10 protein-coding genes are annotated in these 15,243 nt (G+C 70.6%); 3 read left to right on the forward strand and 7 right to left on the reverse strand.

Annotated features, from left to right (window positions below):
- Nucleotide 1: 1 nt before the first annotated feature.
- A complete protein-coding gene (locus Asi03nite_RS28180) occupies nt 2-1,618 on the reverse strand; it encodes an alkaline phosphatase D family protein (protein ID WP_203683500.1) in 1,617 nt (538 codons plus the stop codon).
- A gap of 63 nt (nt 1,619-1,681) precedes the next feature.
- Nucleotides 1,682-2,218, reverse strand: coding sequence for an STAS domain-containing protein (locus Asi03nite_RS28185; protein ID WP_203683501.1), 537 nt, complete (start codon nt 2,216-2,218; stop codon nt 1,682-1,684).
- A gap of 123 nt (nt 2,219-2,341) precedes the next feature.
- On the opposite strand from Asi03nite_RS28185, the gene Asi03nite_RS28190 reads away from it, so the two are divergent.
- Nucleotides 2,342-3,343, forward strand: a complete 1,002-nt coding sequence (locus Asi03nite_RS28190) for a hypothetical protein (protein WP_239102977.1) — start codon at nt 2,342-2,344, stop codon at nt 3,341-3,343.
- Here Asi03nite_RS28190 and Asi03nite_RS28195 read toward each other — a convergent pair.
- A complete protein-coding gene (locus tag Asi03nite_RS28195) occupies nt 3,330-3,530 on the reverse strand; it encodes a hypothetical protein (protein WP_203683503.1) in 201 nt (66 codons plus the stop codon). The genes Asi03nite_RS28190 and Asi03nite_RS28195 overlap by 14 nt on opposite strands.
- A gap of 161 nt (nt 3,531-3,691) precedes the next feature.
- On the opposite strand from Asi03nite_RS28195, the gene Asi03nite_RS28200 reads away from it, so the two are divergent.
- Nucleotides 3,692-4,567, forward strand: coding sequence for a sulfite exporter TauE/SafE family protein (locus tag Asi03nite_RS28200; protein ID WP_203683504.1), 876 nt, complete (start codon nt 3,692-3,694; stop codon nt 4,565-4,567).
- A 226-nt stretch (nt 4,568-4,793) separates the two neighbouring features.
- On the opposite strand, the gene pulA is transcribed toward Asi03nite_RS28200, so the two are convergent.
- The 4 genes from pulA to Asi03nite_RS28220 form a co-directional block, all read right to left on the reverse strand.
- A complete protein-coding gene (gene pulA, locus Asi03nite_RS28205) occupies nt 4,794-10,229 on the reverse strand; it encodes a pullulanase-type alpha-1,6-glucosidase (RefSeq protein ID WP_203683505.1) in 5,436 nt (1,811 codons plus the stop codon).
- 83 nt (nt 10,230-10,312) lie between these two features.
- Nucleotides 10,313-11,158 (reverse strand): sugar ABC transporter permease, encoded by an 846-nt coding sequence (locus tag Asi03nite_RS28210; protein ID WP_203683506.1) that lies wholly within the window; start codon nt 11,156-11,158, stop codon nt 10,313-10,315.
- The gene (locus Asi03nite_RS28215) at nt 11,155-12,597 is read right to left on the reverse strand and encodes an ABC transporter permease subunit (protein WP_239102978.1); all 1,443 of its coding nucleotides are present in this window, start codon (nt 12,595-12,597) and stop codon (nt 11,155-11,157) included. Before Asi03nite_RS28215 ends, Asi03nite_RS28210 begins: the two co-directional genes overlap by 4 nt.
- 80 nt (nt 12,598-12,677) lie before the next feature.
- The gene (locus Asi03nite_RS28220; protein WP_203683508.1) at nt 12,678-13,922 is read right to left on the reverse strand and encodes a sugar ABC transporter substrate-binding protein; all 1,245 of its coding nucleotides are present in this window, start codon (nt 13,920-13,922) and stop codon (nt 12,678-12,680) included.
- Nucleotides 13,923-14,097: 175 nt separating this feature from the next.
- Between Asi03nite_RS28220 and Asi03nite_RS28225 the strand changes: the two genes are divergently transcribed.
- Nucleotides 14,098-15,147, forward strand: coding sequence for a LacI family DNA-binding transcriptional regulator (locus Asi03nite_RS28225; protein ID WP_203683509.1), 1,050 nt, complete (start codon nt 14,098-14,100; stop codon nt 15,145-15,147).
- The last annotated feature ends 96 nt before the right edge of the window (nt 15,148-15,243 follow it).

Raw genomic sequence — 15,243 nt, forward strand, 5'->3', positions numbered from 1 at the left:
GTCAGGGTGCGGTGGTCTCCTTGCGGATCCTCGCCGAGCCGCGGCCGACCGACCAGCCCTGGACCCACTTCGCGGTGGTGTCCTTCCTGGTCCGGTCGGCAAGGTGGTACCAGTCCATCCGGCAGCGGGAGCGGGTCACCTCCAGGACGCCGAAGCCGTGACCGTCCGTCTCCACCCACTTGACGTGCGGGTTGGTGGCCTTGATCAGGCTCGCCGCGAGCAGGCTGAGCGGGCCGCCCGGACCGGTGCCCAGGAAGTCGTCGATGTTGTCGCTGGTCAGCGACGGGACCACGAACTCGGCGGCGGCCGGGTCGGCGGCGCCGGTATCCTTCGTGGTCAGCTCGTTGGCCCAGCTGGTGTGGATGTCACCGGTGAGGAAGACGACGTCCTGGGTCCGGTGCGCGCGCAGCGTGTCGACCAGGCGCTCCCGGTCGGCGTTGTAGCCGTCCCACTGGTCGGCGTTGAGGACGACGCCGTTCTGCGGGACGCCGATCAGCGCGCCGAGCGGGCCGAGGAGCCAGGCCGGCAGGGCCAGCACGTCCAGCCGGGAGATCATCACCGGGTTGCCGACGATCTTCCAGATCGCGGTGGAGTTGACCAGGCCCTCGGTGAGCCAGGACAGCTGGGCGGCGCCGGCGATCGTACGGTCCTCGCTGTCCGCGGCCGCCCCGGTGGCCTGCTCCGAGCGGTACGTGCGCAGGTCCAGCATGGACAGCTCGAACAGGTCGCCGTAGCGCAGGCGACGGTAGATGTGACCGTCCTCGGCCAGCCGCACCGGCATCCACTCCGAGTACGCCTGCCGCGCCGCCGCGACCCGGGCCGGGAAGGCGCCCTCGGTGGCCGGGGTGTGGTTCTCCGCGCCGCCGCTCCACATGTCGTTGGCCACCTCGTGGTCGTCCCACGTGATGATCCACGGGACCGAGGCGTGCAGGGCCTTCAGGTCCGGGTCGGTCTTGTAGAGCGCGTGCCGGGTCCGGTAGTCGGCCAGGCTCACCGTCTCGTGCTCCGGCGCGACCTTGCGGACCACCTTGCCGGCGGCGTCGAACTCGCCGGTGCCGTACTCGTAGATGTAGTCGCCGAGGTGCACCACCAGGTTGAGGTCGCCGCGCTCGGCCAGGTGGCGGTACGCCGCGAAGAAGCCGGCCTCCCAGTTGGCGCAGCTCACCACGCCGGCCCGGAGCCGGGTGACGGCGTCGGTGGCGGCCGGGGCGGTCATCGTGCGGCCGGTCGGCGACCAGGCGCCGTTCAAGCCGAAGCGGTACCAGTAGGTAGTGGCCGGGGTGAGACCTGTGACGTCCACCTTGACCGTGTGGTCGCGGGCGGGGCCGGTGCCCACCGTGCCGGACCGCACGACCGTGGCGAAACCGGCGTCGGTGGCGATCTGCCAGGTGACGTCGACCTGCGGGCCGAGTCCGGAGGCGGGCGCCGACTCGGGGGTGGGGGTGACCCGGGTCCACAGCAGGATGCCGCCCGGGAGCGGATCGCCCGAGGCGACCCCGTGCTGGAAGACGGATTCGGCGGCCACGGCAGCCGAGGGCAGCGCGGTGGCGGCGACCGCGCCGGCGCCGGCGAGCAGCACGGTCCGGCGGTCGACCGCGGCATTGGAGAGGACAGTCATGCCGTTCTATGTAGCAAACACCGTGACGGACCTGAATGCCTCAGGCAGATGTTCGACCCGACTTCATCGACCTCGGTCGCGAGTTAACTCGCCGGTAGCTTGGCGGGCTCCCCGGCGTCCCGGCCTCAGCAGGCGATCTCGCGGAGCACGACCGGCTCCGCCCGGGGCGAAGCCGGGGCCCGCACGCTCCGGGGAGAAGCCGGGCGCCGCCTGGGTCCGAAGCAGGGCGGGCGCGAGGGCCGCCTCGATGGCATCCTCGGTCGACGCCGCGTAAAGGTTGTCGTCACTGCGCGGGCAGAGGCCCGTCGCCTCCAGAGCCTGCCGGACGTGGCCCTCGGCGCCGACCACCTCGTAGCCGTGGCCGCTGCGCATCGCGCGGGTGTAACCGACCAGCAGGACCTCTATGCACTCGCTGCCGATCCGGTCCACGCCGGCCATGTCGATCACGACGCGGGCGCCACGCGCCCGGTCGAAGGCCTGCCGCAGCTCCCGGCGCAGGTCCATGCCGGATTTCCGGTCGAAGCTGCCGGCCAGGTGCAGCAGGACAGTCGAGCCGGTCTTGCCCGGATCGCGGTGGATCACACAGCGCACATCGCCCATACCCTCGGGTCTACCGGGCAGATGTGTACACACGACCAACGGGGCGATAAGAGGTGAGCATCCGGCCATGAGGGCTACGTCACTGTGCCCTCCCCCGGCGGCCCCGGCGTCTACCGTGTGGCGGTGGAGATCGAACTCTGGTCGGTGGTGGCCGAGCGGGAGGCGCTCGCCCTGGCCGGACCGGGTGCGACGGTGCTGAGCGGCCGGGACACCGCCTACGCCGTCGGCCCGGACACCATCGTGGTGATCTCGCCGGAGAGCGGGGCGGGCGAGGTGGTCCTACCCGGACCGTTCCCCGAACTGGTCGAGGAGCGCCTGGGCGGGGTGCTCCGGCCGGCCGTGCGGGCGTTCACCCGGCTGCCGGAGGGCTGCCTGGCGCTGGGCGTGGCCCGCTCCGCCGAGCTGGGCTACCGGCGCGGGGCGCTGCACGATGTGCGGCTCAGCTTCGAGGCGCCGGTGCCGCCGGATCTGCTCGGGCAGGTCTCGCCCGGACTGGACTGGCTGGAGCAGGCGGGATTCGACCCGGTGGGCGCGATGGGGCGGTTCATCGCCGACTGGTACGCCGAGATCCCGCCGCGGTCCGCGTCCGACACCGGTCCGGCGCCGCTGCGGGCCTTCCACCGGGCCGCGGCCGGACGGCCCGAGGTGTACGGCCGGTCCAGCGTCATCTACGGGCAGGCCGTCTCCGACCGTCCCGACGGTCTGCTGACCTTCGGCCAGGAGGGTGACGGCGTGTGCACCTTCGTGATGGAGCCGGACGGGGACGACCCGAGGGTCTACTACGACGGCCTGAGCGACCGCCTGCTTCCCGAGCGTGAGCGGCTGAGCGGCTTCCTGCTCCAGTCCGTCCTGGCCCGGGCCGCGATGGACGGCCCGCTCGGCGGCATGGCGTTCGTCGACCGGCCCCAGGCGCGGCGGATCGTCGCCCCGCTGCGCCGGGTGCCGCTGCGGCCGATGCGCTGGCCGTGCCTGTTCTCCCGGTGCTACGCCGGCCCCGGCACGGTGGTGCTGATCGGCGAGGACGACACGGACTGGTTCGAGATGTACGTCGGTGTCCGCCACCCGGCCCTGCTGCGCCGGCTGCGCAAGCTGGGCCTGGACTGGGAATCCTTCACCGACTGCTGACCAACAGGCCGTCCCGGGCCGCGGTGAGCTCGTCGATCGCGGCCCGCAGCGACTCCGCGCCGGGACCCTCCCCGGCCACCCCGCGAACCGCGGTGAGCAGGCGCAACGTGTCGGTCATCGTCTCCGCGGCGCCGTTCACCCGGCGGGTCAGGTCGTCGCGCAGCAAGTGCAGCAGAGGCTCGTCCATGCCGGGTCCCATCGGTCGCGCGGGCGGCGACTGAAGGAACCCGCACCGGCTGGCCGGTCGCTTCGCGCGCCGCCGCCGGACAGTGACCTCGCTCTCCCACCGACGCGTCCCAGCGACCGGGATACTCGACAATCTCAACTGATTTAGTAGACAATCTCGCCATGGATCTCACCATGGCGCTCGCAGGACTCGGCGTCGGCATCGTCGTCGGGCTGACCGGCATGGGCGGCGGCGCCTTGATGACCCCGATCCTGGTGCTGCTCTTCCACGTCAATCCGGTCGCCGCGATCTCCAGCGACCTGGCGGCCAGCGCGGTGATGAAACCGTTCGGCGGCGCCGTGCACGCCCGGCGCGGCACGGTGAACTGGAAGCTGGTCGCCTGGCTCTGCGCCGGCAGCGTGCCCAGCGCGTTCCTCGGGGTGCTGCTGCTGCGCCTGCTCGGCGACGACGAGACAGTGCAGCACACCGTCAAGATCGCCCTCGGCGCGGCGCTGCTGCTGGCCGCCGGCGGCATGCTGCTCAAGGCGTGGACGAGCCGGCGCAACGGCGACGGGCCGCCCGCCGAGATCACCGTCCGGCCGCTGCCCACCGTGCTGATCGGGATCATGGGCGGCCTGGTGGTCGGGCTCACCTCGGTCGGCTCCGGGTCGCTGATCATCGTGGCGCTGCTCGCCGTCTATCCCAAGCTGCGCGCCAACGACCTGGTCGGCACCGACCTCGTGCAGGCCATCCCGCTGGTCGCCGCGGCCGCCCTGGGCCACGCGTTCTTCGGCGACCTGCACCTGGACATCGCCGGCGCGGTGATGCTCGGCTCGATCCCGGGCGTGCTGATCGGCTCGCGGATCTCCTCCCGGGCGCCCGGCGGGCTGGTCCGGTCCGCGTTGATCATCGTGCTGCTGGCCAGCTCGCTGAAACTGTTCGACGTGTCCACCACGGTGGTGGGCGTGGTGACCGGGGTGGCCGTGCTGGCCGCGATCGCCGCCGGGCTGACCGGGCAGGCCGCCGCGCGCAAGGAACGCGAGACCATCTCGGTCTAGCTCATCCGCCGGTTCGCCGCGCCGGTCCCCGGCTGGCGCCGAAGTGTCTCGTAACCCTCGACACACCTCTCACGCCGGAACCAACCCGCCCGGCCGGCCCCGGGCGGGTGTGTCGAGCGGCCGGAGGCACCTCTCACGGCCAGCCGGGCGGCGGGAGCTGTGCCGGACCGCGCCGGCCCCGCCCACCCGGGCTGATCGGGTGAACGGGGCCGGAATTCCGCGGGCGTCAGCTTTCGACGAACACCGAGACGGTACGGGGCGGAGCGGTGAACGTCCCGGTCGCCGGGGCGAACGTCGCCGTCCGGACCAGCGGGTCGGCCGAGGACCGCTGCACCGGGTGCAGGGCGATCCTCTTGTTCGCGAGCGCCGGCACCCGCTGGGCGGCCGCCGACGCCGTGGAGTTGAAGACCACGGTGATCGACTTCCACGTGCCGTCCAGGCCCCGGGCGTCCAGCGTCATGGTGATCACGCCGGGCGTCTCGGCCGGCCCGGACAGCGGGAACGCCACCCGGTCCTGCACCTGCTTCGCCGTGGCCAAACCGAACACCGGCGACGACGCCCGGATCCGCAGCAGTTCCCGGTAGCGGCTGTCGGACAGGGCGATCGCCGCGCAGTCCGCCCGCAGCGCCGGGTCGGCGAGCAGCGGCTTCGCGTACGGCCACTTCGGCTCGTTGTCGGCGGCCGGCGGCAGGCCCTTGCCGAAGCCGTTGCCGCGGGCGCAGTCCCACTCGATCCCGTTGAACCAGTCCCCCGAGTTGAACGAGTTGCGGTCCAGCGACTTCGAGCGCAACCGCTCACTGCCCGCCGCCACGAAACCGACCCCCTGGCCGAGCACGGTGGTGGCCAGCGCCACCGACTGCGCCCGGGCCCGGTCGGCCGCCGAGGTGCCCTGCGGCAGCTTGTAGGCGAGGGCGTCGTAGAGGATCTCGTTGTCGTGCGCGTCGACGTAGGTGATCGCCTCGGACGGCGCGGCGGTGTACCCGGCCGGCGCGCCGTTGTAGTCGACCTGCGAGCCCGTGACGACCTTCCCGGACGAGTCGGTGAACGAGTAACCGGCGAGGTTGCCGGTCAGCCCGACTTTGATCAGGTCCTGGTAGTGCAGCAGCCGGGCTTTCCGCGACGCCGCGTCACCGTTGACCGCGTCGCCGTTCGGCTGGTCGGCGAGGCCGGACGCGAAGCCCTGCACGCGCGGGTTCTCGTCGAACGGGCCGCCGCCGCGGACCGCGTCCCGGAGCCGGTCGTTGAACGTGCCGATCCCGGTGCCGGCCAGGTTGGCCTGGGTGGCCTGGACGAACCGGGCGTCGCCGGCCACCTCGCCGAAGTCCCAGCCCTCGCCGTAGACGTAGATGTTCTTCCCGTCGACGCCGTCGCGTGCCGGGGTGAGCTTGTCCAGCGCCTCGCGTACGGCCAGGATGTTCGCCTTCGGGTGGTGTCCCATCAGATCGAACCGGAAGCCGTCGACCTTGTACTGCCTGGCCCAGGTGACGATCGAGTCGACGACCAGCTTGCCCATCATCGTGTTCTCCGGCGCGGTGTTGGCGCAGCAGGTCGAGTTCGCCACCGAGCCGTCGGCGAGCAGCCGCTGGTAGTAGCCCGGCACGATCTGGTCGAGCACCGACTTCTCGTCGACTCCGGCCGCGGACGTGTGGTTGTAGACCACGTCCATCACCACGCGTAGGCCTGCCTTGTTGACCCCGGCGACCATCGAGCGGAACTCCCTGGTGCGCTGGTCCGGGTCGACGGCGTAGCCGCCCTCCGGGACCGTGTAGTGCAGCGGGTCGTACCCCCAGTTGTAGCCGTCACGCTCCGCGACCGCCGCGACGCACGCCTGTTGCCGGTCCGAGTCGGGCGGCAGGGATGCCAGGTCGCACGCGGGCTGGGCCTGGTCGGCACGCTTCTCCGGGATCGTGGCGAAGTCGAACACCGGCAGCAGGTGCAGGTGGGTGACTCCGGACTTGCCGAGATCCGCCAGGTGCTTCATGCCGGTGGAGCCGGGCGCGGTGAAGGCGGCGTACGTGCCCCGTGCGGCGGCCGGGACCGAGGTGTCGGAGACGGAGAAGTCCCGTACCGACAGCTCCTGGATTCCGATCTTGGCCGGCGCGACAGCGGCCGGCTTCTTCAGCGCGCCCCAGCCGGCCGGCGCGAGCGCCGGGTCGGACAGGTCCAGGAAGCGGCTCAGGGTGGAGTCGGTGGAGAGAGCCACCGAGTACGGGTCGGTCACCGACGCGGTGACGATTTTCTGCGCGGCCGGCTGCCACGCGGTGACCCGGAACCGGTAGTACTTGCCGTACCAGCCGCGGTCGGCCCGGACGGACCAGACGCCGGTACGGTCGTCCCGGGTCATCGGCTTGAGCACGGCGTTCGCACCGGGCGCGTCGTAGATCTCCAGCTGGACGTCACGCGCGGTGGGCGCCCAGACCGAGACGCCGCCGCGACGGACGTAGCCGAGTTCCGCGCCGGCCGCGGACGAGTACAGGTCGTCGAGCACGCCGGCGGTCTGCACCCCGGTCGCGGCGAGCAGCTTGCCGGCCGCGTCCCGCTCGGTCACCACCACCTGCCCGCGCAGGATGTCCGAGAGGTTGCGAGCGGACAACCGGAACGCGCCGTACCGCCAGAGGTGCGGGAACCTCGCCCGCTGCGCCTCGGTCAGCCCGTTGCGCCGGGAGCTCAGGCGCAGCGAGTCGAACGAACCGGTCAGCTCGCCGTCGGCCACGCCGATCCCGCCGGACGGTGACCAGACCAGGTCGTACACCTTCCCGTCGGTGCCCGCCCCGACCTCCTGCAATGTCGTGCCGGTGCCGGTCTTCCAGGCGATGGTCGACCGGTCCAGCCAGACCGCCGACTCCTTGGCCACGTCGATCACCCCGCCGCCGCCGGTGGTCCGCACCAGCGGCAACAGCCGGTTGGCCTGCCCGGCGAGCAGCCAGACCTCGTGTCCCGCCGTGGCGAACTCGAGCCGCTGGTCGGTGGGCAGGTCCTTGGTGTCGCCGTTGTGGATGATGTAGCTCAGCCCGGCCGCCCCGGCGGCCAGGGGCACCTCGAACGTCGCGCCGTACGAGTCGATCCTGGTCGGTTTGAGCGGTTTGTCCCAGTCCGTCCCGGCCGCGGCGCCGTCCCAGACATGCAGGCCCCAGCCGTCGTAGTCGCCGTCCGCCGTGCGCCAGTGGATGATCGCCTTGGACGTGTCCGGTGCCGGATCGGGCTGCCCGGTCGCCGCCTGACGCGACGGGTAGACCGTGGGGTCGCCCTGCTTGAGCCACACCTCGGGGGTCTTCGTGGGGTCGAGCGACCGGTCGGCGTCGGTGTCCTTCACGCCGTCCTTGCCGACCACGACGAAGCTCACGTTCTTCGCGTCCGGCGCGAGCTTGACGTAGGCGAACCGTCCGTAGGAGTCCTCGCCGGCGAACGGCTGCCCGGCGGGCCAGGTGGTGGACATCGACGGGTCGACGTCACCCGAGGTGTAGAGGCCCTGGTCGGCGTACCCGCCGGCCGGGCGCTGGTAGTGCACGACGGCGTACTGCACGCTGGAGCCGGCCGCCGGTGTGCCGACAGTGATGCCGGTGGTCGCGGACGCCAGCCGCCCCCGGCCGTCCCGCACCACGGCCTTGTACCTCACCGCGGTACGGCCGGCCAGCCCGTCCAGGTCGTGGTAGACGCGGTAGGGCGCCCGGTCCGCGGTGCCGATCGGCTGCCACGGGCCGTTGCCGACCTGCGCCGCGAAGGTGACGGTCGCCAGCGGGTCGCCTGTCGTCTCCGCGGTCAGCTCGGTCCGGGTCGCCACCGAGGCGCCCGGGGCCGGCTTCGTGATGGTGACCGTGGGCGCGGCGGCGGGGGCCGGGACCGGGGCGCCGGAGCGCAGCACGATCGAGGACAGCGCCGGCACGGTGATCGTGATCCGGCCGTCCGCGCCGGCGGTCGTCCGCGAGGACCCGCCGTAGACGCCGGTGAACGTGGCGCCCGGCGACGAGGTGGCGAAGCTGACCGTCTGCGTGGTGGTGGCGTTGTTGGCGGCGACCACGTACTCGGTCCGCTTGGCCCGATCGGTCCGGGACACCGCGAAGACGCCCGGGCCCTCGGCCGCGTACCGGGTGGTCTGCACGCCACTGACCAGCGCCGGGTTCGCCTTGCGCAGCTTCGCCAGCGACGAGATGGTCCGGTAGAGCGGGTGCACCGGGTTGTAGTTGTCCACCGCGTGGGTGCGGTCGGTGCCGATCAGGTCGTCGTCCAGGTAGTCCGCGGTCCTGCTGGCGAACATGTCCTGCCGGGCGTCCTTGTCCCCGCCCGGCCCGGTGAAGCCCTGCTCGTCGCCGGAGTAGACGACCGGCTGGCCGCGGGTCAGGAACATCAGCTCGTGCGCCAGCTGATCACGCTTGAGCCGGGTGTCCGCGGTCGCGGCGGACGCGATGAACGAGCCGATCCGGCCCATGTCGTGGTTGCCCAGGAAGGTGGGCAACCGGTCCGCGCCGGTGGCCGGCGTGGTGTAGAGATCGTCCTTGGCGTAGACGCCGGAGAGCGCGCTCGCGTCGCCGGCGCCGGCGACGAACGCCTGCGCGGCCGCCTGGAACGAGAAGTCCAGCGTGGCGGGCAGCCCGCCCTGTCGTACATAGGTGGATTCGATCTCCTGGTCGGCGCTGTAGACCTCGCCGAACATGAAGAAGTCAGGCTTGCCGGCCCGGTCGGCGGCCTTCCTGATGCCCGCCGAGAACTGCGGCCAGAAGTCCAGGTCGGTGTGCTTGACCGTGTCGAGGCGGTAGCCGTCGATGCCGGTGCCGCCGATCCAGTCGGCGTAGATCTTCGTCATTCCCCGGACCACCTCGGGACGCTCGGTCCACAGGTCGTCGAGGCCGTAGAAGTCGCCGTACTCGCTGTTCTCGCCGGAGAAGGTGGAGTCGCCGCGGTTGTGGTACATGTTCACGTCGTTCAGCCAGGCCGGGACCTTGACCTCGGCGTCCGCCCGGTTCGCCAGGACCGGCGTGTAGGGGTAGCTGGTCGCGTCCACGTCCGGGAACTCCGCGGACTTGGCGTAGTTGCGGTCCTCGAACGGCTGCCCCTCGGTGTCCGTGTACGGCGAGGTGCTCTTGTCCACGTACGAATACTGGTTTTCCCGGTATTTGATGACGTCGGCGGTGTGGTTGACGATGATGTCCAGGAAGATCTTCATGCCCCGCCGATGCGCGAGCTGGACCAGCCTCCTCAGGTCCGCGTTGGTCCCGAAGTGCGGGTCCACCTGGGTGAAGTCGGTGATCCAGTAGCCGTGGTAGCCGGCCGAGACGTCACTGCCGCTGCCCTGCACCGGACGGTTCTTGAAGACCGGCGCCAGCCAGATCGCTGTCGTGCCGAGCCCCTGGATGTAGTCCAGCTTGTCGATCACGCCCTTCAGGTCGCCGCCGTGGTAGAAGCCCTTGTCTGTCGGGTCGTAGCCGGTGGACAGCCGGTCGCCCCGGAGTCCCCCCCGGTTGTTGGACCTGTCGCCGTCGGCGAACCGGTCCGGCAGGACGAAGTAGTACTGCTCGCCGCCCGCCGGCCGGTCGGAGCCCCAGTTCGCGACGACCGCGGCGCTGGGCTCGGCCGGCGCCGCGGCGGCCTCGGCGGCCGGGACCGCGAGCAGTGGGAGGAGAAGGCTGAGCACCACGGTCCCCCACCGGGTCTTACTCGATGCCACTGTGCACCCTTTCGATGGACGTGGGTGTTCGCCGTTGCGCGGTTCCCGCGCTGATTGAGTGTCGTGAATTCCGATGCATCTGGCTATCCCTTCACCGCGCCCGCGCTGAGGCCCTCCACGATGTAGCGCTGCAGGTACAGGAAGACGCCGACGGTAGGGATCGCGGTGAGCAGCGTGCCGGCGCAGAAGATCCCGAAGTTGGAGTTCCGCTCCGAGCCCTGGACCAGGCCGTAGAGGCCGACCGCGAGCGTCTTCGAGCCGCCGTCGGTGAGGAAGATGTTGGCCAGCAGGAACTCGTTGATCGTGCCGATGAACGCGAGCAGCCCGCTGACCGCGAGGATCGGCGAGACCAGCGGCAGCAGGATCCGGAAGAAGATCCCGGTGTGCGAGGCGCCGTCCACGGTGGCCGACTCGTCCAGCTCCTTGGGGACCGTGTCGAAGAAGCCCTTCATCAGCCAGGTGTTCACGCCCAGCGCGCCGCCCAGGTAGAGCAGGACCATGCCCCACCAGGTGTTGAAGCCGATCGCCGGCCACAGGCCGGTGATCCTGGAGAAGATCAGGAAGAGCGCCACCACGGCCAGGAACTGCGGGAACATCTGGATCAGGAGCAGCGCCAGCAGGCCGGTCCGGCGGCCCTTGAAGCGCCGCCGGCTGAACGCGAACGCGGCCAGCGCCGACAGGAACACCGAGAGCAGGCTGGCCAGACCGGCGATCACCACGGAGTTCAGGAACCAGCGCGGGAAGTCGGTGTCCTGCAACAGCCGGGTGAAGTTGTCCGGGGAGGCGCCGTTCGGGACCAGTGTGCTCGACGACAGCGTGCCGAGGGGGTTGAGCGCCGCGGACAGCACGAAGACGATCGGGCCCAGCGAGAAGATCACCGCCAGGATCGCTACCAGGTGCCGCCAGCCGACCCGTCTGAACCAGCTCATGAGTAGACCTCCTCCTGCGCGCGGGTGCGCCGGAAGCTGACCGCGGAGACCACGGCCACGATCAGGAAGATGAAGATCGAGATTGCCGCGGCGAAGCCGTACTGGGCGCCGGAGCCGCCGAATGCCAGCCGATAGGTGTACGTGATCAGCAGATCGGTAGCGCCGTTGGCCGGATTGTCCGCCGGGAACGGGCCACCCTCGGTGGTCAGGTAGATCGCGTTGAAGTTGTTGAAGTTGAACGCGAACGACGAGATCAGCAGCGGGGTGAGCGCGACCAGCAGCAGCGGCAGCTTGACCGCGCGGAACGCCTGCAGCGGACCGGCGCCGTCGACCCGGGTGGCGTCGGTCAGTTCGCCCGGGATCGCCTGCAGCGCGCCGGTGGTCACCAGGAACATGTACGGATATCCCAGCCAGAGCTGCACCAGCAACACCGCGAACTGAGCGGTCAGCCCGGTGCCGAACCAGTCGACGTTCGTCCCGAGCACATTGTTGATCAGGCCGAAGTCGGTGTTGAACAGATCCCGCCAGACCAGCAGCATCGCGAACGACGGCATGGCGTAGGGCAGCACCAGCAGGATCCGGTAGAGGCCCTTCAACCGCATCCGGCCCTGCAGCGCGATCGCGAAGGCCATGCCCACCAGGAAGGTGCCTCCGGTGGAGGCGGTGGCGAAGACGAAATTCCAGACGAGGGTGCGGAGGAAGTCCCCGGAAATGGTGTCGTCGGTGAGCGCGCGGGTGAAGTTCGCCAACCCGACGTTCACCCGCCAGCCCTGGGCCAGCCGCTCGCCGTCGCCGGCCACGAACGCGCCGGCTCCCTCGTCCGCCTTCCACACCTTGCCGCTGACCGAGTCCCGGATGCTGTCGGTGGCCTGGTCATAGGCACGAACAGCCGTTCCCTCGTACGCCCGGGAGAGTCCCGCCGAACGGATCGCGCCCGCCGCTGTCGGCACCGCGAAGTCGGTGATCTCCCGGCTGCGCGCGCTGGCCTGGCCGGCGTTGAGCACGGTGTACCCGGGCGGCGGGTTGCCGCCGGCCGGCCTGAGCCCGGCGCTGTCGCCGATCGACAGCTGACCGGTCGCCGGATCGGTGATCAGGAACGCCAGCGCGCCGTCGCCCTTGGTGACGATCTTCAGCTGGTACTCGGTGGAGCCGGGCACCCGGGTGACCGACGCGGTCTGGATGGCGGTGATCGCATCCGCCTTGGAGCCGCGGTGGCCGTCACCGAAGTTGGTGAACGCCGTGCTCGCCGTGTAGAGCACCGGGAAGATCTGGAAGACGATCAGGAACAGGGTGCCGGGGACCAGATACTTGGCCGGGATGTGCCGGCTCGTGGTGTACAGGTACAGCAGCCCCGCGGTGGTGGCGGCGAGGATGCCCAGCCCGGTCCAGTGCCGGCCCTCGGCCAGCGGGAACGCCGCCCAGATCGCTACAGCTGCCACCGTGCCCAGTAGAAGGATCCTGATGATGTGCCTCAGGACCGGAAGGGCCCGCGTCGCGGGCCCTTCGAGCTGCGCCGTCATTACTTGATCGAGGAGGAGATCGTCTTGGCGGCGGCTTCGACCGTCGACCTGGCGTCCGCGCCGCCGATGACGGCGGCCTCCGCCTTGCCGAACGGCTCCCAGACCGCGGCCATGGCCGGGATCGCCGGCAGCGGGATCGCGTTCCGGCCGGCATCGGCCCACTTGGCCAGGTCCGGATCCTGTCCCTTGACCTGCTCCAGGGCTGCGGTCAGCGCCGGCGGGCGGGGCTCGGCCCGGTAGAGCGCGACGGCCAGGTCCGCGGTGGTCACGTAGTTGGTGACGAACTCCTGGGCCAGGGCCTTGTTCCTGCCCTTCGACGCGACGTAGAAGGTCTGCACGCCGAGGAACGGCGTGGCCTCCTTGCCGCCCTTGAAGCCGGGGACCGGGGAGATGTCGTACTTGATGCCTGCCTTCTTCACGTCCGCGGTGGCCCACGGGCCGGCCACCAGGAACGGGCACTTGCCGCCGGTGAAGGTGGCGGTGGAGTTGTCAGTGGTGATCGAGCGCTTCAGGGCGCCGTCACCCTTCTCGCCGAGCGCGCGGAGCTTCTCGAACGCGGCGATCGAGCCCGCCTTGCCGACGCCCAGGTCCTTGGCGTCGTACTCGCCGGTGGACGTGGTGCCGAACAGGTAGCCGCCGGCCGAGGCGTAGAGCGGGTAGGCGTGGTAGGCGTCGCCGTTCTGGCCCGACTGCAGGCAGAGGATCTCGGAGACCTTCTTCTCCGCCTTCAGCTTCTTGCCGGTGGCGACCAGGTCCTCGATGGTGGCCGGGGCGTCCGGGGCCAGCTCGGCGTTGCGGATCAGGCCGAGGTTCTCGGTGGCGTACGGGACGCCGTACGTCTGGCCGTTGAAGGTCACCGCCTTGATCGCGCCGGGCTGGATGCCGTTCTTCTGCTCGTCGGAGAGCTGCACCGGATCGATGGCGCCGTTCTGCACCAGGTTGCCGATCCAGTCGTGCGCGCCGACCATCACGTCCGGGCCGCTGCCCTGCTGGGAGGCGGTGAGGAAGGTGGTCTGCTGGTCCTTCGAGATGGCCTGGATCGTGACGGTGACGCCGTTCTCCTGGCCGAACTTGTCGGCGAAGGGCTTGAGCGCGGCGGAGCGCTTGTCGTCGGCCCAGATGACGAGCTCGCCGTTGCTCGCTGTCGCCCCGGTGGCGGGTTTCTCGCTCTTGCTTCCGCAAGCTGCTGCGCCGGCCAGGCACAGCAGGCTTGCCGCGATCGCTCCGGCGGTGCGGATGCGCATGGTGAAGCTCCCGTTCTGATACGGATTCAGCGGTGCAAAAGGGATGGGCCCGGCCTGCCGGGCCGCGAGATCGCAAAGATGTCGTCCTTGTTGCCGGGACGTTAGCAAGCCCTTGCAGTCAATGGAAGGGCTTGCAGCCTCATGACCGGTAACAGCTCGGCACTACAGTGACAGCATGCGTGCACGGATGGCGGACATCGCCCGTCAAGCCCAGGTCAGCGAGGCGACGGTCTCTCGCGTCATCAACGACCGCCCCGGTGTCTCCCAGGAAACCAGGCAGGCGGTGCTGACCGCCCTCGACGTGCTCGGCTACGAGCGCCCCGAGCGGCTGCGCAAGCGCAGCGCCGGCCTGGTCGGCCTGGTCGTGCCCGAGCTGGACAATCCGATCTTCCCGGCCTTCGCCCAGGTCATCGAGTCGACGCTGGCCCAGTCCGGCTACACGCCGGTGCTCTGCACCCAGTCCCCCGGCGGCGTCACCGAGGACGAGTACGTGGAGATGCTGCTGGACCGGCAGGTCTCCGGCATCGTGTTCGTCTCCGGCCTGCACGCCGACACCACCATGGACGTCGAGCGCTACCACCGGCTGATCGCCCGGCCGCTGCCGATCGTGCTGGTCAACGGGCACACCGACGGCATCGACGCGCCGTTCGTCTCGTGCGACGAACAACTCGCCGGCGACCTCGCGGTCGGGCACCTGGCCTCGCTCGGCCACCGCCGGATCGGGCTGATCTCCGGGCCGCACCGGTTCAGCCCGGTGCAGCGCAAACTCGCCGGCTACCGCGCCGCCATGCAGCGCGACCTGGGCGTCGCCGCCGCCGATGTGGACGATCTGGTGGAGCTGACCCTGTTCGGCGTCGAGGGCGGTGAGGTGGCCGCGGAGCGACTGCTCACCAAGGGAGTCACCGGGATCATCTGCGGCTCGGACCTGATGGCGCTGGGCGCGATCAGGGCGGCGCGGCGCCGCGGGATGCAGGTGCCCACCGAGGTCTCGATCATCGGGTTCGACGACTCGCCGCTGATGGCCTTCACCGATCCGCCGCTGACCACGCTGCGGCAGCCGGTGCCGGCGATGGCGGTGGCCGCGGTCCGGTCGTTGGTGGACGACATCAACGGGCATGGTTCGCCCAAGTCGGAGTACCTTTTCCGGCCTGAGCTGGTGGTTCGCAGCTCGACCGCGATGGCGCCGGCGCGGCGTGCGCTGACGGCGGAGGCGCCCGCGGCCTGAGAAAGTTGCTGCAATTCCTTGCGCGATCTGCGATGCGGATTTCCCGATCGTTCGGGAGAGCGTGTTCCCGCACTCATCCGCGCGGTTCGCGTCGGT

It is taken from the genome of Actinoplanes siamensis, assembly GCF_016862395.1.
In the GTDB taxonomy this organism is placed as follows: domain Bacteria; phylum Actinomycetota; class Actinomycetes; order Mycobacteriales; family Micromonosporaceae; genus Actinoplanes; species Actinoplanes siamensis.